The 23,019-nt window shown below is 71.5% G+C and carries 17 protein-coding genes; 7 read left to right on the top strand and 10 right to left on the bottom strand.

Annotated elements, in window-relative coordinates; translation table 11 throughout:
• Positions 1–245 precede the first annotated feature (245 nt).
• Together acnA and ACFRU2_RS20275 are read right to left on the bottom strand one after the other, a co-directional pair.
• Positions 246–2,960, bottom strand: a complete 2,715-nt coding sequence (gene acnA, locus ACFRU2_RS20280) for an aconitate hydratase AcnA (RefSeq protein ID WP_382973886.1) — start codon at positions 2,958–2,960, stop codon at positions 246–248.
• A gap of 154 nt (positions 2,961–3,114) precedes the next feature.
• Positions 3,115–4,188, bottom strand: a complete 1,074-nt coding sequence (locus ACFRU2_RS20275; RefSeq protein WP_382973884.1) for a LacI family DNA-binding transcriptional regulator — start codon at positions 4,186–4,188, stop codon at positions 3,115–3,117.
• A gap of 93 nt (positions 4,189–4,281) precedes the next feature.
• Between ACFRU2_RS20275 and ACFRU2_RS20270 the strand changes: the two genes are divergently transcribed.
• Positions 4,282–6,312, top strand: coding sequence for an amidohydrolase (locus ACFRU2_RS20270; RefSeq protein WP_382973881.1), 2,031 nt, complete (start codon positions 4,282–4,284; stop codon positions 6,310–6,312).
• A gap of 72 nt (positions 6,313–6,384) precedes the next feature.
• Here ACFRU2_RS20270 and ACFRU2_RS20265 read toward each other — a convergent pair whose 3' ends face one another.
• Positions 6,385–7,254 (bottom strand): haloalkane dehalogenase, encoded by an 870-nt coding sequence (locus tag ACFRU2_RS20265; protein WP_382973878.1) that lies wholly within the window; start codon positions 7,252–7,254, stop codon positions 6,385–6,387.
• A 119-nt stretch (positions 7,255–7,373) separates the two neighbouring features.
• On the opposite strand from ACFRU2_RS20265, the gene ACFRU2_RS20260 reads away from it, so the two are divergent.
• The 3 genes from ACFRU2_RS20260 to ACFRU2_RS20250 all read left to right on the top strand — a co-directional run bounded on the left by ACFRU2_RS20260 (position 7,374) and on the right by ACFRU2_RS20250 (position 10,039).
• Positions 7,374–7,865: a MarR family winged helix-turn-helix transcriptional regulator gene (locus tag ACFRU2_RS20260; protein ID WP_382973876.1), complete on the top strand. Its 492-nt coding sequence runs from the start codon at positions 7,374–7,376 to the stop codon at positions 7,863–7,865.
• 78 nt (positions 7,866–7,943) lie between these two features.
• A complete protein-coding gene (locus ACFRU2_RS20255; protein ID WP_382973873.1) occupies positions 7,944–9,473 on the top strand; it encodes a helix-turn-helix domain-containing protein in 1,530 nt (509 codons plus the stop codon).
• A gap of 158 nt (positions 9,474–9,631) precedes the next feature.
• Positions 9,632–10,039, top strand: coding sequence for a hypothetical protein (locus ACFRU2_RS20250; RefSeq protein ID WP_382973870.1), 408 nt, complete (start codon positions 9,632–9,634; stop codon positions 10,037–10,039).
• A gap of 121 nt (positions 10,040–10,160) precedes the next feature.
• Here the strand turns inward: ACFRU2_RS20250 and ACFRU2_RS20245 are convergent, their stop codons facing one another.
• The gene (locus tag ACFRU2_RS20245; RefSeq protein ID WP_382973867.1) at positions 10,161–10,808 is read right to left on the bottom strand and encodes an ADP-ribosyltransferase; all 648 of its coding nucleotides are present in this window, start codon (positions 10,806–10,808) and stop codon (positions 10,161–10,163) included.
• Positions 10,809–11,009: 201 nt separating this feature from the next.
• Here ACFRU2_RS20245 and ACFRU2_RS20240 point away from each other — a divergent pair, with 201 nt between their 5' ends.
• Both ACFRU2_RS20240 and ACFRU2_RS20235 read left to right on the top strand, forming a co-directional pair.
• Positions 11,010–11,627 (top strand): excalibur calcium-binding domain-containing protein, encoded by a 618-nt coding sequence (locus tag ACFRU2_RS20240; protein WP_382973864.1) that lies wholly within the window; start codon positions 11,010–11,012, stop codon positions 11,625–11,627.
• A gap of 118 nt (positions 11,628–11,745) precedes the next feature.
• Positions 11,746–13,146: a cytochrome P450 gene (locus ACFRU2_RS20235; protein WP_382973862.1), complete on the top strand. Its 1,401-nt coding sequence runs from the start codon at positions 11,746–11,748 to the stop codon at positions 13,144–13,146.
• 48 nt (positions 13,147–13,194) lie between these two features.
• Here ACFRU2_RS20235 and ACFRU2_RS20230 read toward each other — a convergent pair whose 3' ends face one another.
• On the bottom strand, positions 13,195–14,757 hold the full coding sequence (locus ACFRU2_RS20230; protein ID WP_382973859.1) for an MFS transporter: 1,563 nt from the start codon (positions 14,755–14,757) through the stop codon (positions 13,195–13,197).
• Between the two features lie 111 nt (positions 14,758–14,868).
• Between ACFRU2_RS20230 and ACFRU2_RS20225 the strand changes: the two genes are divergently transcribed.
• A complete protein-coding gene (locus ACFRU2_RS20225; RefSeq protein WP_382973857.1) occupies positions 14,869–16,956 on the top strand; it encodes a prolyl oligopeptidase family serine peptidase in 2,088 nt (695 codons plus the stop codon).
• Positions 16,957–17,060: 104 nt separating this feature from the next.
• Here the strand turns inward: ACFRU2_RS20225 and ACFRU2_RS20220 are convergent, their stop codons facing one another.
• From ACFRU2_RS20220 to ACFRU2_RS20200, 5 genes are read right to left on the bottom strand one after another with little or no spacing between them, the layout of a single operon-like run.
• The gene (locus ACFRU2_RS20220; RefSeq protein WP_382973855.1) at positions 17,061–18,086 is read right to left on the bottom strand and encodes an ABC transporter ATP-binding protein; all 1,026 of its coding nucleotides are present in this window, start codon (positions 18,084–18,086) and stop codon (positions 17,061–17,063) included.
• On the bottom strand, positions 18,083–19,117 hold the full coding sequence (locus ACFRU2_RS20215; protein ID WP_382973852.1) for an ABC transporter ATP-binding protein: 1,035 nt from the start codon (positions 19,115–19,117) through the stop codon (positions 18,083–18,085). Before ACFRU2_RS20215 ends, ACFRU2_RS20220 begins: the two co-directional genes overlap by 4 nt.
• The gene (locus ACFRU2_RS20210) at positions 19,117–20,103 is read right to left on the bottom strand and encodes an ABC transporter permease (protein ID WP_382973849.1); all 987 of its coding nucleotides are present in this window, start codon (positions 20,101–20,103) and stop codon (positions 19,117–19,119) included. Before ACFRU2_RS20210 ends, ACFRU2_RS20215 begins: the two co-directional genes overlap by 1 nt.
• Positions 20,100–21,110, bottom strand: coding sequence for an ABC transporter permease (locus ACFRU2_RS20205; RefSeq protein WP_382973847.1), 1,011 nt, complete (start codon positions 21,108–21,110; stop codon positions 20,100–20,102). Before ACFRU2_RS20205 ends, ACFRU2_RS20210 begins: the two co-directional genes overlap by 4 nt.
• A 31-nt stretch (positions 21,111–21,141) precedes the next feature.
• A complete protein-coding gene (locus ACFRU2_RS20200) occupies positions 21,142–22,887 on the bottom strand; it encodes an ABC transporter substrate-binding protein (protein WP_382973844.1) in 1,746 nt (581 codons plus the stop codon).
• Positions 22,888–23,019 lie beyond the last annotated feature (132 nt).

Below are 23,019 nucleotides of genomic sequence, written 5' to 3'. Positions count from 1 at the left end.
CCAGCGGACATCACCGCAGGTCCCCGCCGTCCCCCCGTCCGGTGCCGCTCGTTTCGCGGTGACCCGGACGGGCACAGGTATAGTCCACTTCCGCTCCTGTGAGCAAGATCATGTACAGGTATGGGCCCCGGCTTTTCCGAGTTGAGACCTCACCGTCACCTGAGCTGGACCGTCGGAGCCGCCCGCAGAAACGGAAGGGCCGTACCTCCTTAACGGAAGTACGGCCCTTTGGTGCCGATTTGCGCTTAGCCGCGAATGAGGTTGCGGAGCACGTACTGCATGATTCCGCCGTTGCGGTAGTAGTCCGCCTCACCCGGGGTGTCGATGCGGACGACCGCGTCGAACTCCACGCCGGTGTCGGTGCTGACCTTCACCGTGCGGGGGGTGGTGCCGTTGTTCAGCTCCTCCACACCGGTGAAGGAGAAGGTCTCCTCGCCGGTGAGGCCCAGGGAGGCCGCCGTGGCGCCCTCGGGGAACTGCAGGGGCAGGACGCCCATGCCGATCAGGTTGGAGCGGTGGATGCGCTCGTAGGACTCCGCGATGACGGCCTTGACGCCGAGCAGGGCGGTGCCCTTGGCGGCCCAGTCGCGCGAGGAGCCCGAGCCGTACTCCTTGCCCGCCAGGATGACCAGCGGGATGCCGGCGGCCTGGTAGTTCTGCGAGGCGTCGTAGATGAAGGCGACCGGGGCGCCCTCGACGGTGAAGTCGCGGGTGAAGCCGCCCTCGGTGCCCGCCGCGATCTGGTTGCGGAGGCGAATGTTGGCGAACGTACCGCGGATCATGACCTCGTGGTTGCCGCGACGGGAACCGTACGAGTTGAAGTCGCGGCGCTCGACGCCGTGCTCCGTGAGGTACTTGCCGGCCGGGGTGTCGGCCTTGATGGCGCCGGCCGGGGAGATGTGGTCGGTGGTGACCGAGTCGCCCAGCTTCGCCAGCACACGGGCGCCGGCGATGTCGGAGACCGGGGTGGTCTCCATCGTCATGCCCTCGAAGTAAGGGGGCTTGCGCACGTAGGTGGACTGCGGGTCCCACTCGAAGGTGTTGCCCGTCGGGATCGACAGCGCCTGCCACTGGGCGTCGCCCGCGAAGACGTCCTGGTAGGACTTGTTGAACATGTCTTCGCCGATCGCGTTCGCGACGACGTCGTTGACCTCGGCCTCGGTGGGCCAGATGTCCGCGAGGAAGACCGGCTTGCCCTCGGAGTCGGTGGCGATGGCGTCCTTGGTGATGTCCACCTTCATGGAGCCCGCGATGGCGTACGCGACGACCAGCGGCGGGGAGGCCAGGTAGTTCATCTTGACGTCGGGGTTGATGCGGCCCTCGAAGTTGCGGTTGCCCGAGAGGACCGAGGTGACCGCGAGGTCGGCGTCGTTGATCGCCTTGGAGATCTCCTCCTCCAGCGGACCCGAGTTGCCGATGCAGGTGGTGCAGCCGTACCCGACGAGGTTGAAGCCCATCTTGTCGAGGTACGGGGTCAGGCCGGCCTTGTCGAAGTAGTCGGTGACGACCTTCGAGCCCGGGGCCAGGGTGGTCTTGACCCACGGCTTGCGGGTCAGGCCCTTCTCGACGGCCTTCTTCGCCACGAGCGCCGCGGCGACCATGACGTAGGGGTTCGAGGTGTTGGTGCACGAGGTGATCGCGGCGACGGTGACGGCGCCGTGGTCGATCTCGAAGGAGGTGCCGTCGGACAGGGTCACCGGGGTGGGCTTGGTGGGCACACCGTTGGAGGACGCCGGGGCGTCGGACGCCGGGAAGGACTCCTTGCCGGCCTCCTCGTCGTCGGAGACGTAGTTGCGCACGTCCTGAGCGAACTGCTGCGAGGCGTTCGCGAGGACGATGCGGTCCTGCGGGCGCTTGGGACCGGCGATGGAGGGGACGACCGTGGAGAGGTCGAGCTCCAGCTTCTCGGAGAAGTCCGGCTCGGCGGCCGGGTCCAGCCACAGGCCCTGCTCCTTGGCGTACGCCTCGACGAGCGCGACCTGCTGGGCGTCGCGGCCGGTCAGGCGCAGGTACTTCAGGGTCTCGCCGTCGATCGGGAAGACGGCGGCGGTGGAACCGAACTCCGGCGACATGTTGCCGATGGTGGCGCGGTTCGCGAGGGAGGTGGCGGCGACGCCCTCACCGTAGAACTCGACGAACTTGCCGACGACGCCGTGCTTGCGGAGCATCTCGGTGATGGTCAGCACGAGGTCGGTGGCGGTGGTGCCGGCCGGCAGCTCGCCGGTCAGCTTGAAGCCCACGACGCGCGGGATCAGCATGGAGACCGGCTGGCCGAGCATCGCGGCCTCGGCCTCGATGCCGCCGACGCCCCAGCCCAGTACGCCCAGGCCGTTGACCATCGTGGTGTGCGAGTCGGTGCCGACGAGGGTGTCGGGGTACGCCTGGCCGTTGCGGACCATGACGGTACGGGCCAGGTGCTCGATGTTGACCTGGTGGACGATGCCGGTGCCCGGGGGGACGACCTTGAAGTCGTCGAAGGCGGTCTGGCCCCAGCGCAGGAACTGGTAGCGCTCCTTGTTGCGGCCGTACTCCAGCTCGACGTTCTGGGCGAACGCGTCGGCCGTACCGAACTTGTCGGCGATGACCGAGTGGTCGATGACCATCTCGGCGGGCGAGAGCGGGTTGATCTTCGCGGGGTCGCCGCCGAGGGCCTTCACGGCCTCGCGCATGGTGGCGAGGTCCACGACGCAGGGGACGCCGGTGAAGTCCTGCATGATCACGCGGGCCGGCGTGAACTGGATCTCCTCGCTGGGCTGGGCCTGCGAGTCCCAGTTTCCGAGCGACCGGATGTGGTCGGCGGTGATGTTCGCGCCGTCCTCGGTACGGAGCAGGTTCTCCAGCAGGACCTTCAGGCTGTAGGGAAGGCGGGCGGAGCCCTCGACCTTGTCCAGCTTGAAGATCTCGTACGACTCGTCGCCCACCTGCAGCGTGCTGCGGGCGTCGAAGCTGTTCGCCGACACGACAGTCTCCTTCATGCATGAATTCGCGCGTATTGCCGCAATCCTGCCGCGAGGCACTCTGGCCTTTCCGCTAAGGTGAGGCTAAGTTAGGTAACCCTTACCAGCGGGGCGGCTGCGGCACGTCCGGGGCAGATATCTCGATGTCGAGATAACTCTAGTACATGCCGGGGGGCCGGGACGAGGCACGCACCCTCAGCCCCGCCGGTACGGTCAGCCGCCCAGTGGATTCCGCATGTCCGGATTCGACGAGCTTGACCAGGGACGAAACCGCCGATTCGGCGATCCGCTCCGGATCGAAGGTGACGGTGGTCACGGAAGGTTCGTTCTCGGCGTACGCCGGGTCCTCGCTGGCACAGACCAGCAGCAGGCCCCCAGGGCCGTTCCCCGGTCCGCCGCCGGGGATGCCGATGCCGTGGCGCGCGGCGGCGGCCAGCACCTGCCGGCCCCCCGGGTCGTATACGCAGTACACGGCGTCGGGGCGGTCCGGCCCGGTGAAGGCGGAGTCGAAGGCGTGCCCGGCGTCGTCATTGGGGTCGAAGGGGATCACGAGCGGAGCCCGGCCCCGCTCGGCGCACCAGTGTTCATAGGCTGACGTGACGGCCCCGGTGTAGAACTCCCGGCCGTAGCCCGCGTGCAGCGCGATCCGCCGGGCGCCGGAGGCCGCCAGGTGGTCGAGCACCTCGCGGGTGGTGGCGGTGTGGTCGTTGTCCACCCACACGTCGCCCGGCCGCGGATCGCCCGGCGGTCCGTCGAATACCACCGGCAGCCCCCGCGCCCGCAGGGCGCGCAGCACCGGGTCGTCGGCCGGGCTGTCGATCAGCAGCATCCCGTCCACCGCCAGGGTGTGCCACAGCGGCTCGGCGCCGCGGTCGGCGGGCAGCGTGGTCAGGGCGTAGCCGTGGGCGTGCGCCGCCGAGGTGGCGGCGACGAGCAGCCGGGCGTAGTAGGCGATCCGCGCGAAGTCCCAGGCGAAGCCGGCGTACGTGGTCACGGCGATGCCCAGGCTGCGGTTGTGCGGCCCGCGCCGGGCTCCGTAGCCGAGGGCCCCGGCGACCTCGCGCACCCGGCGGCGGGTGGACTCGCCGACGCGGCCGGTGCCGTTGAGCGCGTGGGAGACGGTCGCGGTGGAGACCTCGGCGGCGCGGGCTATGTCGGCGAGGGTCGGGCCGGGCACCGGCGCGGGCGCGGGCATCGGGACCGGGCCGGAGGCGTGAAGGGGGGCGGGCACGGCGCCATCGTACGGATTCCGTCGCCGGAGGCGGCTTCTGGTTAAGCCCTTAATCAAACAGCGTCCTGGCCACGCCAACGTTTGGGAGTGTGCATGCCGTCTTCTCCTTCCCCCCGGTCCCCGCTGTCCGCCCGGTCCGCGGCTTCCTCGCCGTTCGCGGCTTCTTCGTCGTCCGCAGCTTCCTCAGCGTCCTCGGCGGCCTCGGCTTCCTCGGCGGCCGCGCTGTCGCGCCGGGGGCTCCTCGCGGCCGCCGGAGCCGCGGGCGCGGCGGGTCTGCTGGGCGCGGGCCCCGCCTCGGCCGCCTCCGCCCCGCACGCCGGCGGGCGGAACTCGGCCGCGCTGGTGATCCGCAACGCCTCTGTTTTCACGGGGGTCACCGGGACCGACCACCGGGGGCCGGTGCGGGCCGTCGCGGTCGGCCGGGACGGGAAGATCCTCGCCACCGGGACCGACGCCGCGCTGCGCCGGTACGTGGGCCGGGACACCGAGGTGGTCGACGCCCGCGGCACCACCGTGATGAGCGGGATCCACGACGGCCACGTCCACCCGCTCGGGGCCGGCGAACGCTCGCTGTCCCCCTCGCTGGAGAGCGCGGAGACCACCCCGGCCGAGCTCCTGGAGATCCTCACCGGCTTCCTCGCCGACACCGGCGGCGCGGGCGCCGAGCCCGGCTGGCTGGTGGTGGAGGACTGGAACCCGGTCGGGCTGCTCCCCACGGGCACCGCTCCGCACCACTCGATGCTGGACGCGCTGCCGACCCGGCGGCCGGTCGTCCTGATCGGCGGCGACGGGCACAACCTGTGGGCCAACCAGCGGGCCCTGGACATCGCCGGGATCACGGCGGCCACGCCCGACCCGGTCGGCGGCAAGGTGGTCAAGGGCGCGGACGGGAAGCCGACGGGCGTCCTCAAGGACGACGCCCAGGGGCTGGTGCGGCGCCTGATACCCGAGCACACCCGCGCCGAACTGGTCGCGGCGTGCGCCGAGGTGCTGGGGCTGGCCGCCGCGTCCGGGGTCACCACGATGATGGACGCCCTGGTGGGGCGGCACGAACTGGAGCTGTACCAGGCGCTCTCCGCGGCGGGCCGGCTGCCGCAGCGGATCGTCCCCGCGATCCGGCTGGACGCGGACCAGGCCAAGGACCCGGCGGGCTCGCTGGCGTACGCGCGCGGACTGCGGCGGGAGTTCGAGGGCGTGCGGGGGCTGCGGTTCGGGATGATCAAGGTGTTCCTGGACGGGGTCATCGAGTACCCGGCACAGACCGCCGCCCTGCTGGAGCCGTACCTCGACGGGAACGGCAAGCCGACCGCGAACCGGGGCGAGCTCTACACCTCGGCGGCGGACTACGGCCGGCTCAGCGCCGCCTTCAACCGGGCGGGCTGGCAGATGCACGCCCACGGACTCGGGGACCGGGCGGTACGCACCGCTCTGGACGGGTACGCGTACGCCCGGCGGGCCACGGGGCAGCGGGACGCCCGCAACGCGGTGGCGCACCTGCAGATCGTGGACCCCGCGGACCTGCGGCGCTTCGCTCAGCTCGGGGTCGCGGCGTGCATGCAGCTGCAGTGGGCCACGCGGGACACCTGGACGGTGGAGGCGCTGCTCCCCTACATCGGGCCCGAGCGGCACCGGTGGCTGTACCCGGCGCGCAGCCTGGAGAAGGCGGGCGCACGGCTGACGGGCGGTTCGGACTGGCCGGTGGACGCCCTCCAGGTGTGGAACCAGCTCCGGACGGCGATCGACCGGCAGGGCGCGGAAGGGGCCGGCGAGCTGTACCGGGAGAAGGAGGCGCTGAGCCGGGACAGCACCTTGCGGATGCACACCTCGGGAACGGCGTGGCAGCTCCGCCAGGAGCAGCTGACCGGCACCGTGGAGCCGGGCAAGGCGGCGGACCTGGTGCTCCTGGACCGGGACGTGACGCGCTGTCCGGTGGCCGACATCAGCGGGACGGGCGTACGGATGACCCTGGTCGGCGGGCGCGTGGTGCACGAGGCGGATTCCGAGGCGGGCCGGGCGGCTTCGGCCCGGCTGGCCCGCGCCGCGGCGGCGGGCGCGCGCCCGGCCTCGTACGCCTCGGTCCACGGTGGCGGCGGCAAGGGCCGGCACCACGCCTGCGGGCACTGACGGGAGCCGGGTTCCGGGGCGGGGGCCGCGCGTGGCCCCCGCCCCGGCCGGCCCGGCCCCCGCCCCGGCCGCTCAGCCCGCAAGGCCGTGGCGGGCTGCCCAGGCCGTGACGGCGGCGGCGATCTCCTCGGGCCGGTCCTCCGGGCAGAGGTGGGCGGCCGCTCCGCCGTACTCGCTCTCCAGCGCGGAGATGTGCTCCTCGCTCCACGCGACCAGCTCGGGGCCGACCATCAGGGCGGGCGAGCCGTCGAAGTGGAGCAGGAGCTTGGGCACCTGCGGGCTGGCGGCCAGCCAGGCGTCGTACGCCTCGACCCGGGCGACCACGTCCGCCGGTTCGCCGCCGATCGGCAGGGAGCGGGCGAACCGGAGCAGGGGGACCCGGCTCTCGGGGGTCGGGTAGGGGGCGGCGTAGACGGAGTGGTCGGCCTCGCTCATGGGGTTCAGCACCGTCTTGCCGATGCTGTCCTCGATGAAGAGGTTCCGCTCCAGGATCATCTCCTCCCCGACCCCCGGGGTACGGATCGCCTCGAACCGGGCGCGGGCGGCGGGCGGGTACTCCTCCCAGGTCATCGGGCGCAGGATCGTCTCCATGAAGGCGAGCCCGCGGACCTGCTCCGGGTGCCGGGCGGCCCGGTCGAAGGCGAGCGCCCCGCCCCAGTCCTGGCCGACGAGGACGACCTCGTCGAGGCCGAGGGCGTCGAACCAGGCGTCGAGGTAGCGGGCGTGGTCGGCGAAGCGGTACTCGCCGCCGGGCTTGCCGGAGCGGCCCATCCCGATGAGGTCGGGGGCGAGGACGCGGACCCGGCCCCCGATCCGGGGCAGTACGCCCCGCCACAGGTGGGAGGAGGTCGGGTTGCCGTGCAGGAAGACGAAGGGGACGCCGTCGGGGGCGCCGAGCTCCTCGTAGTACATCGTCGAGTCGAGTACGTCGATGACGGGCATGGCGGAACCATCCGTTTCGTTTCGATTCATTGGCGCCACTAACGTTAGGGACGCCAACGTTTGTGACACCAACGAAGTTAAATCGTTAGTGCCACGAACGCAAGGGGTACGATCCCGCCATGACCACGGAAGAGGACCAGGGCGCCCCCGCCCTCCCCGCACGACTGCGCGAACTGCCCAGCCGGCTGCTCTCACAGGCCTCGGCGCACGCCACGCGCCTCGTCACCGAGGGGCTGAGCGGGGCGGACGCGCGCAAATGGCACTACGCGACCCTGGTCGCCCTGGACGAGTTCGGACCCGCGAGCCAGGCGGCCTTGAGCGGCCGCACCGACATCCACCGCAGCGACCTGGTCGCCGTCATCAACGAACTCGCCGCACGCGAGCTGGTCGAGCGGACCCCCGACCCGGCCGACCGGCGGCGCAACGTCATCACCCTGACGACCGCCGGCCGGCGCCGGCTGCGCAAGCTGGAGCAACTGCTCGCCGCGGCCCAGGAGGAGCTTCTGTCCCCTTTGTCCGCACCGGAGCGCGAGCAGCTCGTCGACCTCCTCGGCCGGCTCGTCGCGCACCACGCACACCGCGGCCCCACCATGGGAGCTGACGACCGGTAAGTCCCTTTTCGTGCCCGTTGACACCCGTCTGCCACGCCCAACGCGGGCAACATCTCATATCTGAGATACGGTGCATCCATGGCAGACGACTACCTCGTACGCATCGGCAAGCTCATCCGTGACGCCCGGCAACACCGTGGCTGGACACAGAGTCAGCTCGCGGACGCCCTGGGCACCAGCCAGAGCGCCGTGAACCGCATTGAGCGCGGCAACCAAAACATCAGCCTTGAGATGATCGCCCGCATCGGGGAAGCCCTCGACAGCGAAATCGTCTCCCTGGGCTACGCCGGTCCGATGCACCTGCGCGTGGTCGGCGGCCGCCGTCTGTCCGGCGCGATCGACGTCAAGACGAGCAAGAACGCGTGCGTGGCCCTGCTGTGCGCCTCGCTGCTCAACAAGGGCCGTACGGTCCTTCGCCGGGTCGCCCGCATCGAGGAGGTCTACCGCCTCCTGGAGGTCCTGAACTCCATCGGCGTCCGCACCCGCTGGATCAACGACGGCATCGACCTGGAACTCGTACCGCCGGCCCGCCTCGACATGGACGCCATGGACGCGGACGCGGCGCGCCGCACCCGCAGCATCATCATGTTCCTCGGTCCCCTCCTCCACCGGATGGACCACTTCAAGCTGCCCTACGCCGGCGGCTGCGACCTCGGTACCCGCACCATCGAGCCGCACATGATCGCCCTGCGCCGCTTCGGCCTGGACATCACCGCGACCGAGGGCATCTACCACGCCCAGGTCGAGTCCGGCATCTCCCCGGACCGCCCGATCGTGCTGACCGAGCGCGGGGACACCGTCACCGAGAACGCGCTGCTGGCCGCCGCCCGGCACGACGGCACCACCGTCATCCGCAACGCCTCCTCCAACTACATGGTCCAGGACCTGTGCTTCTTCCTGGAGGCGCTCGGCGTCCGGGTCGACGGCGTCGGCACCACGACCCTGACGGTCCACGGCGTCCCGAACATCGACGTGGACGTGGACTACTCCCCCTCCGAGGACCCGGTCGAGGCGATGAGCCTGCTGGCCGCGGCGGTCGTCACGGAATCCGAACTCACCATCCGCCGGGTCCCGATCGAGTTCATGGAGATCGAGCTCGCGGTCCTGGAGGAGATGGGCCTCGACCACGACCGCTCCCCCGAGTACGCGGCCGACAACGGCCGCACCCGCCTGGTGGACCTCACCGTCCGCCCCTCCAAACTCGAAGCGCCGATCGACAAGATCCACCCGATGCCCTTCCCCGGGCTGAACATCGACAACGTCCCCTTCTTCGCCGCCATCGCGGCCGTGGCCCAGGGCCAGACCCTGATCCACGACTGGGTGTACGACAACCGCGCCATCTACCTCACGGACCTCAACCGCCTCGGCGGCCGCCTCCAACTCCTGGACCCCCACCGCGTCCTGGTCGAGGGCCCCACCCGCTGGCGCGCGGCAGAAATGATGTGCCCCCCGGCCCTGCGCCCGGCGGTGGTCGTCCTCCTGGCGATGATGGCGGCCGAGGGCACCTCGGTCCTGCGCAACGTCTACGTCATCAACCGCGGCTACGAAGAACTGGCGGAACGCCTCAACTCGGTGGGCGCCCAGATCGAAATCTTCCGCGACATCTAGGAAGCCGGTCGGGTCGGACGAAGCCCCCGCCTACGGGCGGGGGCTTCTCCGTGCGCCGTGCGCTCGGAGGGCATCCCGGGACGAAGGGAAGTGCCCTTCTCCGACCGACCCTTGGGACGGATCACCCTCCCAGCGCCCGCGGCGGCTAGCCTCCCGCCGTGACTACGGACAACAGCAACAGGTACGCCCTCGTCAAGCTGCGCGCCGAGGTGGAGACACTCCCGTGGAGCGCCGACGAGGACCCGCTGGGCCGCACCTGCAACGGCTGGGAGGACGGGATGTCCCTGGAGGACATCTACCGCAGCAGCCGCGGGATCTGGGCGTTCGACCCGGACAAGGCCGAGGAGTGCAGCCACGTCCTCTTCGCGGCCGGCGGGCGGATCCGGCTCGTCATCGAGCTGACCGGCACCGAGTCCGGCCTGCGCCGACCCGACAGCGGGGCGAGGATGCGTGCCTTCGTCGGGGACATCGTCACCTCCGGCCCGGTCTACGACCAGTGGTTCGAGCAGCCCGCCCCCGTCACCAGCACCAACCCCCGGCTGCTGATCACCTACTTCAACGCCTGACCCGGATCCCAGCCGACCCCCACTCCGCCGCCGGCCCCGGCCCCCGAGCCGCCGAAGGGCGACGGCAACGGTGGCGGTGGGGATGCCGGAGCTAGCCGGGCAAGTGGAACGAACGGCTGGTTCAGCCCGGGTAGTTGGTGCGCCAGGGCTCGTAGTGCGGGTTGTCCTCGCAGCGGTCCATGATCTCCACCTTCTTCACCGTGTCCACCGGGCAGACGGCCACGATGAACGAGCGGGCGATGCCGCCCGGGAAGGCCACCTCGACCTGGGAGGCGTATTTGTGGGTGTCGCCGATGGTCTGGTTGACGTCCACCCCGCCCGGGGCGTCGATGTAGTAGTTCCAGCCGCTCTTCCAGGACTTGTACAGGTCGTGGTTGTACGTGGTGGAGACGTACGGGGAGGGCTGGTTGACCAGGACGTAACTCTCGATGTCGTACTGGCCGTTCAGGGTGTCCTTCGGCAGGAAGCCCTCCTCGAAGACCACCGCCGGCGGGCGGCCGTCCGAGCGGTAGAGCTGCTTGCAGTTGATCCGCCAGGACGGGGAGGGCGTGATCCGCTCCACCTCCACGCGTTCGTCGGCGGCGGCGAAGAGGTGGTCCTGGACCCGGGGGCAGGAGTTCGCGGGAGCCGCCGCGTGGAGGGATCCCCGGGCGGAGGCGGGGGCAGAGGCAGGGGCTGAGGCGGACGCGGAGGCCGGGGGCAGCAGGGCGGCGGCGAGGGCGGTCGCGAGCACGGCGGCGCGACGGCGCAGGGCACGGATGGTGATCATGGGCCCACCCTGGCGTCATCGCGCCGTGCCCGGGGGCATCCTCACCCGTTGGTGAGCGTGTCGGGTCCGTTCCGACTGGCTTTGTTCGGGGGCGAGTTGGTGATGGAACGATCCTGCGGAGCGAGCCGAAGCGCGCCCGGGGGGCTGGGTAGGCTCCTATGCCGAGGCGGTTCGACGCCGTGGGATCTTGGGGGCAATTTCATGTCTGGACGTAGAGGTATCGCCATAGCCGGCGCCGTGGCGGCCGCCGTCCTGCTGCTCGCCGGGTGTGGGGAACCGGCCGCCACGGAGGGCAAGGACTCCGGCACACCGGGGTCCTCGCCCGCCCCGAGCGGGTCCGGGCCCTCGATGCCGGGGCTCATCGGGAAGACGTCCACCGAGGCCGAGGCCCTCGTGAAACCGGTGCTCCCCAAGCCGGTCGAGGCGCGCAGCGCCTACGACGACGTCCCGCTCGCCGCCGACCACGGCCAGTGGGCGGTCTGCTTCCAGACCCCGGCGGCCGCCACCCCCGTGACGGGCGACGCCTCCGTCGAGATCTCGCTCGTCGCGCCCGGAACCCCGTGCCCGGCCGCCGCCGGCGCCTCCCTGCTTCCGCCCAAGGGGCCGGGCCCCGCCAAGACCCCGGTCCCCTCCGCGGAGCCGGGGCATCCGAAGCCGAAGCGGCCGAAGTCCGGTCCGACCCCGGCCCCCGGGCCGAAGGACGTCAGTTACCGGAACTGCGCCGAGGCCAGGGCCGCGGACGCCGCTCCGATCCGGCGCGGTCAGCCCGGGTACAGCAGGCACCTCGACCGCGACGGCGACGGTGTCGCCTGCGACTAGGAGCAGAGGAAGGGGTCAGCCCGACGGCGATATCCGGCCTGATGGTCCACCGGCCCTCGCACCCGGTGGGCCGCCGCCCCCAGAATCGCCCTGTCGGCACAGTTCTGAGGGCGGAGTCATGGCAGCAGCGCAAGCACCACGGACAGACAGCAGCGACCGTACGGGGATCCCCCGGCTGGAGGGTTCCCCGCTGCTCGGGTCGCTCGCCGATCTGAAGTCGGACGCCCTCGGTACCTACCAGCGGGCGCGGCACCTGCACGGCGACGTCGTGCGGATCGCGGCCGGTCCGCCGGGGCTGCGCACCGAGCTGCACTGCGTGTTCTCGGCGGAGGGGGCGCAGCAGGTGCTGGCCGCGCAGGCGGCCAATTTCCGCAAGGACAACGCCCTGTACCAAGAGGTCCGCGACGCCCTCGGCAACGGTCTGCTCACCAGCCAGGACGAGGACTACCTGCGCCAGCGGCGGCTGGTGCAGCCGCTGTTCACCAAGCGCCGGGTGGACGGGTACGCGGCCGCCGTCGCGACCGAGACCGCTGCCACCCTCGACGCCTGGGAGGCGGCGGCTGCCCCGGACGGGGTCGTCGACGTCGCGGACGAGATGATGACCCTGGCGCTGCGCGCCGTCGCCCGGATCCTCTTCGGCACCGACGTGGACGCCACCGCCGACGTCGTGGACCGGTCCTTTCCGGTCATCACCGCCTACGTGATGCGCCGCGGCTACTCCCCCGTCAACGTGCCCCGCGACTGGCCCACTCCGGGCAACAAGCGGGCGGCCGCAGCGATGGACGAGCTGTACGCGGTGTGCGACGGAATCATCGCCGAGCGCCGCAGCACGGCAGCGGGGGCGACCGGCGAGGACCTGTTGTCCTTGCTCGCCGCCGCGAGCAGTGTGGACGACGGGGAGTTCGACGCCACCGAGCTGCGCGAACAGGTGCTGATCTTCCTGCTCGCCGGGCACGAGACGACCGCCACCTCGCTGGCCTTCTCCCTGCACCTGCTGGCCCGCCATCCCGAGCTCCAGGACCGGGCCCGCGCCGAGATCACCGCGGTGCTGGGCGACCGTACGCCCGAAGCCGCCGACCTCGACCGGCTCCCGTACCTCACCCAGGTGCTCAAGGAGGCCATGCGGCTCTACCCGGCGGCCCCGGTGCTCGGTCGCCGCTCGGTGGCCGCGGCGGAGGTCGACGGGCACACCATCCCGGCCGGTGCCGACGTGATCGTGGCGCCCTGGGTGACCCACCGCCACCCCGGCTACTGGCCGGACCCGGAGCGTTTCGATCCCGACCGGTTCACCCCGGAGGCGGAGGCGGCCCGGCCGCGTTACGCCTGGCTGCCCTTCGGCGGCGGACCGCGCGCCTGCATCGGGCAGCACTTCTCCATGCTGGAGTCGGTGATCGCGCTGGCGATGCTGCTGCGGGCCTACGAGTTCGAAGCGGTGGACACCGAGGTGCCCGTCACCGCCGGGATCACCTTGCGCACCACCGGTCCGGCGCGCTGCCGGATCCGTCGCGCCGGCTCCTGAGCCGCCGGCCGGCCGTGGGCCTGACCCCGCGGCCGGCCGACCGCCGGGTCAGGCCCCCGCGGCCGGTGTGTGGTTGCCCTGGAGGCGGGCGAGGTCCGAGGGCCGCACCTGGATGACGAGGAGCGCGATCAGCGCCGTGATCAGGGTGAACACGGCTGCCGCCACGAAGGCGGCGCTGACGCCCGAGGTGAGGACCTGGTCGCTCCAGGGCTTCGGGTACTGCTTGGTCTTGGCGAAGAACAGCTTCTGTTCGGGTGTGGCGGTGCGCAGGAAGGAGCCCGCCTGGTCCTTGGCCTCGTTGCGGCTGGCCGTGCCGAAGACGGTGACCAGGATGGACAGGCCCAGCGAACCACCCACCTGCTGCATCGCGTTCAGGAGTCCGGAGGCCGCGCCCGATTCCCGGTCGGGGACGTTCGAGAGGGCCATCAGGGTCAGGGACACGAACTGCATGCCCATGCCCGCGCTGAACAGCAGCATCGGGCCCAGGATGCTGCCCAGGTACGTCGAGTGGATGTCGGTCTGCGTGAGCCAGGCCAGTCCGGCGGCCGAGAGCAGGGAGCCGGTCACCATGAACGGCTTCGGCCCGAACTTCGGGAGCAGCTGCGAGGTCATTCCCGCCGTCACCGCGATCATCGCGCTGACCGGCAGGAAGGCGAGCCCGGCCCGCAGCGGGCTGAAGCCCAGCACGTTCTGCACGAACAGGGTCAGGAAGAAGAACATGCCGAAGATCGCGCAGGCGAAGAAGAGCATGATCGCGTACGTGCCGGCCCGGTTGCGGTCGGCGAACATGTGCAGCGGGGTGATGGGCTGGGGCGAGCGCCGTTCGTTGACGACGAAGAGGGTCAGCAGGACCACGGCCGCCGCGAAGGAGCCGAGCGTCAGCCCGTCCAGCCAGCCGTCCTGGGACGCGCGGATGAATCCGTAGACCAGTGCCACCATGCCGATGGTGGAGAGCAGGGCGCCCGCGAGGTCGAAGTGTCCGGGGCGGCGTGCGGATTCGCGGATCACCTTCGGGGTGACCAGGGCGATCAGCAGCGCGATCGGGACGTTGACGAAGAGCACCCAGCGCCAGTTCAGCCACTCCACGAGCACACCGCCGGCCAGCAGTCCGATCGCGCCGCCGCCGGCCGAGACGCCGGCGAAGACCCCGAAGGCCCGGTTGCGTTCGGGTCCTTCGCGGAAGGTGGTGGTGATCAGTGCGAGGGCGGTCGGGGAGGCGATGGCGCCGCCGACGCCCTGGAGGGCGCGGGCGCCCATCAGCTGGCCGGCGTTCTGGGCGAATCCGCCCAGCAGGGAGGCCAGGCCGAAGAGCAGGACGCCGAAGATGAAGACGCGCCGCCGGCCGAGGATGTCGCCGGTGCGGCCGCCGAGGAGCAGCAGTCCGCCGAAGGTGAGGGTGTAGGCGTTGACGACCCAGGACAGGCTCTCGGTGGAGAAGTCGAGTGCGGTCTGGATGTGCGGCAGCGCGATGTTCACGATGGTGATGTCGAGAACGACCATGAGCTGGCAGGAGGCGAGCACGAACAGAGCTAGCCCGTGATGGCCTTCGCTGTCTTGGACCTTGCCGTCGGTCCCGGTGCTGGTACTGCTCGGCGTAGCGTTCGGGTCCACTTTTTCGACGCTAAACCTGTACTGGGGGTGACACCACTCGAACGGCCTAGGCCATGTGGCATATGCCGTGTGATATGTGCCCTGTAGTATTTCACATGACACACTGATTCCATGGATCGCATGGATGACTTCCTCAGGCTCTCCGCGAGCACCGCCCGGTTCACCTACGGCGCCCCGCGCGCCTTCTCCTTCGGCGACGAAGGCCGGCTCCTCTGGTTCCTCCGCTCCACGGGTCCGACCGATCCCTTCGACAGCCTCTGGGTCCTGGACACCGCCACCGGCGCCGAAACCCGGCTCGCCGACCCCCGCGAACTGTCCCCCGAGCCCGCGCCCCTCCCCGTCGTCGAGCGCCGGCTGCGCGAACGCTCGCGGCTCGTCGCGGCCGGGATCGGCTCGTACGCGCTCTCCGCCGACGGGCTCACCGCGGTGTTCGCGCTCTACGGGCGCCTGTACGAGGTCACCTGCTCGGCGGAAGCCGGAGCGCCCGCGCAGCCCAAGGAACTCCCCACCGCCGGGGCCGTCTTCGACCCCCGCCCCAGCCCCGACGGCTCGCGCATCGCCTACGTCACCGGCGACGCCCTGCACACCGTCCCCGGCGGCCGGGTCAGCCCCGAGGACGGAGCCCGCTGGGGCGTCGCGGAGTTCGCCGCCGCCGAGGAACTCGACCGGCACCGCGGGCACTGGTGGGCCCCCGACGGCGAGCGCCTGCTGGCCGCCCGCGTCGACGAATCCGCCCTCCAGCGGCGCTGGTTCGCCGACCCGGCGCACCCGGAGCTGCCGGCCGAGGACTTCGCGTACCCCGAGGCCGGCGGCCCCAACGCCGACGTGCGGCTCTGGGTGCTCGGACCGGGCCCGGACGCCGCCGTGCGGCTCGACTGGGACACCGAGACCTACCCCTACTTCTCCGACGCCGACTGGGACTCGCCCACCGAGATCCTGCTCACCGTGCACGACCGGCTCCAGCAGACCGTCCTGCTGCTCTCCGCCGACCCGGACACCGGCCGCACCCGGGAGCTGTCGCGCACCACGCACCCCCAGTGGGTGGACCCCATGCTCCCCGGCGCCCCGGCGCGCCTGGCCGACGGCCGGATGCTCACCTCGGCCGACACCCCCGGCGGGGCCGCCCGCGCGCTCGCGCTGGACGGCGTACTGATCACCGGGGACGGGCTCCAGGTCCGCAAGGTGGCCGGCGCCCACGGGAACCGACTGCTGATCGAGGCCGGGCAGCGCGACCCCTCCGAGCAGCAGGTGCTCCTGCTGGACCCGGACACGGGCGGCCTGACCCCGCTCGCGGACGGGCCCGGGGTGCACACCGTCCAGGCCGCAGCGGGGGCGCTGCTGCTGACCTCCGCCGACGCCGACGGGATCCGGCGCGTCCTGCGGAGCTCCGACGGGCGGGAGTTCGTGCCCGGCGACCTGTCGCAGCCACTGCCGTACCGGGTGGTCCCGGTGCTGGAGCGGGTCACCGAGCACGCCGTGCCCACCGCCCTGGTCCTGCCGCGCGGGCACGTCCCCGGCACGCGGCTGCCCGTCCTGATGGACAGCTACGGCGGCCCCGGCATGCAGGACGTCAGCGCCGAGCCGCGCCGCTGGCAGCACCGGCAGTGGTGGGCCGACCAGGGCTTCGCCGTGGTCACCGTCGACAACCGCGGCACCGCGTACGTCTCGCCGCGGTACACGCACGCCATGTACCGGGGCTTCTCCGAGGTCACCCTGGAGGACCAGGTCGCCGCCCTGCAGGCGCTCGGGGCGCGCCACGGCGACCTCGACCTGACCCGGGTCGGCATCCGCGGCTGGTCGTACGGCGGCTACCTCTCCGCGCTCGCGGTGCTGCGCCGCCCGGACGTCTTCCACGCCGCGGCGGCCGGGGCCGCGCCGACCGACTTCCGGCAGTACGACACGGCGTACACCGAGCGGTACCTGGGGCTGCCCCAGGAGCACCCGGAGGTGTACGAGCGGGACAGCCTGCTCCCCGACGCCGCGGGCCTGCGCCGGCCGCTGCTGCTGGTCACGGGGCTGGCCGACGACAACGTCCACCCCTCGCACACCCTGCGGCTCTCGCAGGCCCTGACCGACGCGGGCCGCCCGCACCAGCTCCTCGCACTGCCCGGGGTCACCCACATGACCCCGGGCGGGACGCGGGAGAAGGTCATGGCGCTGGAGCTGGAGTTCTTCCGCAAGGAGCTGGGCCTGGCCTGAGGAGGGCGGCGGCTCAGGAACGAAGCGAGGGCCCCGGAGCGAGATCGTCGCTCCGGGGCCCTCCCCGTACCCGGGTTCCCCGCCGGTCCCCCGGGAGTCCGCGGCTACGCCATGTGGCAGGCCACCTCACGGGAGGCGACCGTCCGCAGCAGCGGCCGTTCGGTGCGGCAGATCTCCTGCGCCACGGGGCACCTGGGGTGGAAGGTGCAGCCCGGGGGCGGGGCGGCCGGACTCGGCGGATCGCCGAGCAGCACGATCCGCTCGCGCCGCCGCTCCGCCGCCGGGTCGGGCAGCGGGACGGCGGACAACAGCGCCCTGGTGTACGGGTGCTGGGGGTTCTCGTAGAGCGACTTCTTGTCGCCCATTTCCACGATCCGGCCGAGGTACATGACGGCGACCCGGTCGCTGACCCGCTTGACGACCGAGAGGTCGTGCGCGATGAACACGTAGGCCAGGCCCAGTTCGGCGCGCAGCCGCTCCATCAGGTTGACGATCTGCGCCTGGACGGAGACGTCGAGCGCCGAGACCGGTTCGTCGGCGACGATCAGCCGGGGGTTGGTGGCGAGCGACCGGGCGATGCCGATGCGCTGCGCCTGGCCGCCGGAGAACTCGTGCGGATAGCGGTCGATGTGCTCCGGGATCAGTCCGACGAGCTCCATCAGCTCGGCGGACCGGCGACGGGCGTCCGCCGCGCTCGAACCCTGCACGAGCAGCGGGTCGGAGATGATCCGGGCCACCGTCTGGCGGGGGTTGAGGGAGGAGTGCGGGTCCTGGAAGACCATCTGGAGGTTCCGGCGCAGCGGGCGCAGGGCGCGCTGGGAGAGCCTGCTGATGTCCTTGCCGTCGAACTCCACGCTTCCGGAGGTCGGTTCCAGCAGCCGGACGAGCATCCGCCCGGTGGTGGACTTGCCGCAGCCCGACTCCCCTACGAGGCCCAGGGTGCGGCCGGCCTCCAGGTCGAAGGAGACTCCGTCGACGGCGCGCACGGGCGCCCCCCGGCGCCCGGTCGCGGACCGTCTGCCGGGGAAGGCCATCGTCAGGTCGCGGACGCTCAGCAGCGGCGGCGGGACCTCGGCGCGGGCCGCCGGGACCCGGGCGGTGCGGGGGCCCGTCTGGTTCGGCGTGGTCATCGGGTCACCTCCCGTACGGCGCCGGCGAAGTGGCAGGCCGTCTCGCGGCCGGCGTCGCCGTACGGCCGGAGTTCGGGCCGCACCGAGGCGCAGCGCTCCCGGTCCTCCTCGCCGCTCGCGGCGGCCACGGCACACCGCGGGGCGAACGCGCACCCCGGGGCGGGGGCGAGCAGGGAGGGCGGGGAGCCGGGGATGGCCCGCAGCGGTTCGTCGTCGGCGTCGTCCAGCCGGGGCAGGGAGTCGAGCAGCCCCCGGGTGTACGGGTGCGCCGGGTCGGCGAACAGGTCGTCCACCGGGGCCTGTTCGGCGGCCCGGCCGCCGTACATGACGAGCACCTCGTGGGCGACGCGGGCGACCACGCCCAGATCGTGGGTGATCATGACGACGCCGAGTCCGCGCTCCTGCTGGAGGCCGGCGATCAGCTCCAGGATCTGCGCCTGCACGGTGACGTCGAGCGCGGTGGTGGGCTCGTCGGCGATGAGCAGGTCGGGTTCGCAGGCCAGCGCCATGGCGATCATCGCGCGCTGGCGCATGCCGCCGGAGAACTGGTGCGGGTACTCCCCCGCCCGGCGGGCGGGTTCGGGGATGCCGACCTCGCCGAGCATGTCGACGGCGCGCCGCTTCGCCGCGGCCCGGCCGGCCCGGAAGTGGACCCGGAAGTGCTCGGCGATCTGCTCGCCGACCGTGTAGTAGGGGTGGAGGCTGGACAGCGGGTCCTGGAAGATCATGGCCATCTTGCGGCCGCGCAGCTTGGAGAGCTCCTTCTCGGACTTGGTGGTCAGTTCCTGTCCGTCGAGGGCGATGGAGCCGCCGATCTCGGCGCCCCGGTGCAGGCCCATGACGGCGAGGGAGGTGACGGACTTGCCCGAGCCGGACTCGCCGACGATGCCGAGCGTGCGTCCGGCCTCGACGGTGAAGCCGAGGGAGTCGACGGCGCGTACGGTGCCGCGCGGGGTGGTGAAGGTGACCTGCAGGTCGCGGACTTGGAGCAGCGGGGTCGCGGGGGCCGCGGCGTGCGAAGGCGGAGCCATCAGTACCTCACCCTCGGGTCGATGACGGCGTACAGGAGGTCGACGGCGAGGTTCGCGACGACGATGAAGAAGGCGGCCAGCAGGGTGACCCCGAGGACCACGGGCTGGTCCGAGTTGACCAGGGCCCCGTAGAAGAGCCGCCCGATGCCGGGGAGTCCGAAGATGGACTCGGTGATGACGGCGCCGGCGAGCAGGCCGCCGAGGTCCATGCCGAAGATGGTGAGGATCGGGGTCATCCCGGAGCGCAGTCCGTGCTTGACCACGACGGTCCGCTCGGGCATCCCCTTGGCGCGGGCGGTGCGGATGTAGGGCTCGGCCATTGCCTCGATCATCGAACCGCGGCTCTGGCGGGCGTACATCGCGGCGTAGAGCAGGGCGAGGGCGGTCCAGGGGAGGAGCAGGTTGCTCGCCCAGGCGAGGGGGTTGTCGGTGAAGGCCTGGTAGGTGGGATAGGGAAGGAGCCCGGCGATGCGGATGACTCCGTAGATGAGCATCACGGAGGTGAAGTACACGGGCAGGGAGGCGGCGGCGACCGCGCCGACCATGAGCGCCTTGTCGGTGGCCGTGTCCTTGCGCAGGGCGGCGGTGACTCCCGCGCCGAGGCCGAGGACGAGCCAGAGGGCGGCCGCGCCGACGGCGAGGGAGGCGGAGACCGGGAGCCGGTCCATGAGCAGGTCCCACACGGGCAGGGAGTTCTCGTAGGAGTAGCCCAGGCAGGGGAAGTCGCACTGGACGGCGTACTGGCCGGTGCCGAGGGTGCGTCCGGTGAAGATCCCGGTGAGGAAGTCGGCGAACTGCCGCCACAGCGGCCGGTCCAGGCCGAGGTAGGCGCGTACGTCGGCCAGCCGCTCGGCGCTGCAGGTCTTGCCGCAGGCGGCCGCGGCCGGGTCGGCGGGGAGTACGTAGAAGATGAGGAAGGTGATGGCGGCGATGGCCAGGAGGACGCCGGCGAGGGCGAGCAGCCGGCGCGCGAGGTAGAGGATCACGTACGGCCGCCCCTCGGGTCGAGGATGTCGCGCAGGGCGTCGCCGAGCAGGGTGAAGGCGAGGACCGCGAGGAAGAGGAAGAGGCTCGGGATGACGAAGTACATGGGGTCGGTCTCGTAGAAGGCCACGGACTCGGCGATCATCTGGCCCCAGGAGGGGGTGGGCGGGCGCACGCCCACGCCGAGGTAGCTGAGCGCGGCCTCGGTGCTGATCATGCCGGGGATGAGCAGGGTGGTGTAGGCGATGACCGGGCCGGAGACCCCCGGGAGGATGTCGCGGGTCAGGATCCGCCAGGAGCTGGATCCGCCGACGCGGGCGGCGTCCACGTACTCGCGGTGTTTCAGCGAGAGGGTCTGGCCGCGGACGACGCGGGCGACGCCGGGCCAGCCGAAGACGCCGATGACGACGGTCATGAGGACGATCCGGTTGACGTCCTTGGCCACCGACAGCATCGCGATCATGAAGATGAGGGAGGGGAAGGACATCGTCAGGTCCATCAGCCGGGACAGGACGGTGTCGGTGCGCCCGCCGAAGTAGCCGGCGGCGATTCCGGCGGCGGTGCCCGCGACGACCACGATGGCGGTGGCGGCGAAGGCGATGAGCAGCGAGACCTGGGCGCCGTGGACGACGCGGGCGAACAGGTCGCGGCCGGTGACGGGTTCGACGCCGAGCCAGTGGTCGGGGCTGATCCCGCCGAAGGAGCCCAGCGGCTGGCCGCCGAGGTAGGGGTCGATGGCGGACTTGTCGAACTCGTCCGGGGACCAGCCGCCCAGCGCGCCCAGCCAGGGGGCGGTGACGGCCATCAGGACGAAGAGCAGGACGACGCAGAGGCTGACGCGGACGGCGGGGCGGCGGCGGAGTTCCCGCCGGGCGAGCTGCCAGGGGCTGCTGCCGGGCGCCGCCGCGGGCTGGACGGTGGGGTCGGCGCCGGGGGCCGGTGCCCCGCCCGGAGCCGGAGCCGACGCCGGGGCCGCCCGGCCGTCGGCGCCGGATGCGGTGGTGGTCATGGTGTCAGAAATTCCATGTTCCCCTGTTCCCTCAGCCCTGGCTCTTCGACGGGTCCTTGAGGCCGACGGTGGCGTAGTCGACCTGGCCGACCCAGACGGGGTGGCCGAAGGCGCCGGCGATGTTGGTGCCGACGAGCAGCGGCTTGCGCTCCAGCAGGAGGGGGATGGCCGGGGACTTCTTCATGATCTCGGCGTCGAGGTCGATCCAGGCCTCGTTGGCCTGCTTGGCGTCGGCCATGGCGTTGATCTCGTCGATCCGCTTCATCGTCGCGTCGTCGCGGAACTGGGCGTTGTTGCCCTGGTTGCCCTTGTCCTTGATGGTGCGTCCGTCGAAGACGAAGGGGATCCAGGTGGAGCCGGACGGGTAGTCGGGGCACCAGCCGGCGAGCGACATGTCCGGGGTGGTGGAGAGGTCGCCGATGACGTCGTAGTAGGCGCCCGGGTCGACCGTGTCGATGACGACCTCGACGCCGGCACGGGCGAGGCCCTGCTGGAGGGCCTCCGCCTTGCCCTTGTCGCCGGTGGAGACGGCGAGCGAGACCTTCAGGGTCTCCTTGCCGGCCGCCTTGAGGAGTTCCTTGGCCTTGGCGGGGTCCCCGGACGGGGCGATCTTGAGCGTGTCGGCCTGCTTGCCTCCGGACATGGCCGGGGGCAGGTAGGCGGTGGCGATCTCGTTGAGGGCGGGGCCGCCGCCCGCGGTGATCACGGCCTCCTTGTCCACGGCGTACTGCATGGCCTCGCGGACCTTGGGGTCGTTGAAGGGGGCGCGCGAGTTGTTGAGGTGGAGCATCTCGGTACAGCCCTGCGACTCGGCCAGCAGCCGCGACTTGATCTCCGGCTTGGGCAGCACCTTGGGGGCGCTCTCGGGCCGCATGTCGGACCACTGGACGGAGGAGGCGTCGGCGCCCTCCCCGGCGATGATCCGGTCGTCGATCTGACCGCCCTTGAGGCCCATGACGACCACGAACTTGTCGGGGTAGGCCTTGCGGACGGTGTCGGTCTTGGCGTCCCAGTGCTCGTTGCGGACCAGGACGAGCTTCTTGTCGCGGTCGTACGACTCGATCTTGTACGGGCCGGAGGAGAACGGGCGGGCGTCGTACTGCGTGCCCTTCTCCTGCGACTCGGGGACCGGTGCGAAGGTGGGGAGGGTCGCGGTCGCGGAGAACTCGGCGACGGGCCGCTTCAGTTCGAAGACGATCGTGCGGTCGTCGGGGGTCTTGACGGAGTCGAGGTGCTTGCCCTGGAGCGGACCCTTGTAGCCCTCGGCGCCGGCCAGGTACTGGGCCGCGTAGTCGGGGCCGCCGGTGAGGTCGGGGGCCATGGAGCGCTCGACGTTGTACTTGATGTCCTGGGCCTTGATGGGCGATCCGTCCTCGTACTTCACGCCCTCCTTCAGGGTGAACGTCCAGGTGCGGCCGCCGTTGGAGGGGGTGCCGAGGTCGGTGGCGAGGTCGGGGACGAGCTCGCTGCCGGCCTTGCCCGGCTCCGCCTTGAAGGTGACCAGGGTGCGGTAGAGGAGGCGGGTGCCGAAGTCCATGGTCGGCATGACCCAGTTGCGGGCGGGGTCGAGGTGGGCGAAGTCCTGGTTGGACAGGACGGTGAGGGTGCCTCCCTTGACGGGTGCGCCGCCGAGGATCTTCCCGTCGTTGGCGGAGGCGGGGTTGGAGGCGCCACCGCCTGCGGCGGAGCCCTTCTTGGGGTCGGAGCAGCCCGAGGCGCCGAGTGCGAGTGCGGCCACCAGGGCGGTGGCGAGGGCGAGTTGGGTGCGCTTGGTCATGGGTCACTCCAGTGAAGGGCCGCGCTCTATGATGTGACCGGTAACATAGTAATGTGAAATTGTACTGACAAGGGGTTGGAGCCGCCGTTATCCAGCCGTGTCCAAATCCGCCCGCACGCGCGGGCCTTGGGG

The sequence above is a fragment of the Streptomyces sp. NPDC056883 genome, assembly GCF_042788835.1.
GTDB classification, from domain to species: domain Bacteria; phylum Actinomycetota; class Actinomycetes; order Streptomycetales; family Streptomycetaceae; genus Streptomyces; species Streptomyces stoeckheimensis.
This window is presented reverse-complemented; position numbering and strand designations above follow the sequence as displayed.

Bases quoted from the DNA above. Each gene is read 5' to 3' on its own strand.
- ACFRU2_RS20270 (WP_382973881.1), top strand. From the start codon at position 4,282: ATGCCGTCTTCTCCTTCCCCCCGGTCCCCGCTGTCCGCCCGGTCCGCG.
- ACFRU2_RS20265 (WP_382973878.1), bottom strand. From the start codon at position 7,254: ATGCCCGTCATCGACGTACTCGACTCGACGATGTACTACGAGGAGCTC.
- ACFRU2_RS20260 (WP_382973876.1), top strand. From the start codon at position 7,374: ATGACCACGGAAGAGGACCAGGGCGCCCCCGCCCTCCCCGCACGACTG.
- ACFRU2_RS20255 (WP_382973873.1), top strand. From the start codon at position 7,944: ATGGCAGACGACTACCTCGTACGCATCGGCAAGCTCATCCGTGACGCC.
- ACFRU2_RS20245 (WP_382973867.1), bottom strand. From the start codon at position 10,808: ATGATCACCATCCGTGCCCTGCGCCGTCGCGCCGCCGTGCTCGCGACC.
- ACFRU2_RS20240 (WP_382973864.1), top strand. From the start codon at position 11,010: ATGTCTGGACGTAGAGGTATCGCCATAGCCGGCGCCGTGGCGGCCGCC.
- ACFRU2_RS20235 (WP_382973862.1), top strand. From the start codon at position 11,746: ATGGCAGCAGCGCAAGCACCACGGACAGACAGCAGCGACCGTACGGGG.
- ACFRU2_RS20225 (WP_382973857.1), top strand. From the start codon at position 14,869: ATGGATCGCATGGATGACTTCCTCAGGCTCTCCGCGAGCACCGCCCGG.
- ACFRU2_RS20220 (WP_382973855.1), bottom strand. From the start codon at position 18,086: ATGACCACGCCGAACCAGACGGGCCCCCGCACCGCCCGGGTCCCGGCG.
- ACFRU2_RS20215 (WP_382973852.1), bottom strand. From the start codon at position 19,117: ATGGCTCCGCCTTCGCACGCCGCGGCCCCCGCGACCCCGCTGCTCCAA.
- ACFRU2_RS20205 (WP_382973847.1), bottom strand. From the start codon at position 21,110: ATGACCACCACCGCATCCGGCGCCGACGGCCGGGCGGCCCCGGCGTCG.
- ACFRU2_RS20200 (WP_382973844.1), bottom strand. From the start codon at position 22,887: ATGACCAAGCGCACCCAACTCGCCCTCGCCACCGCCCTGGTGGCCGCA.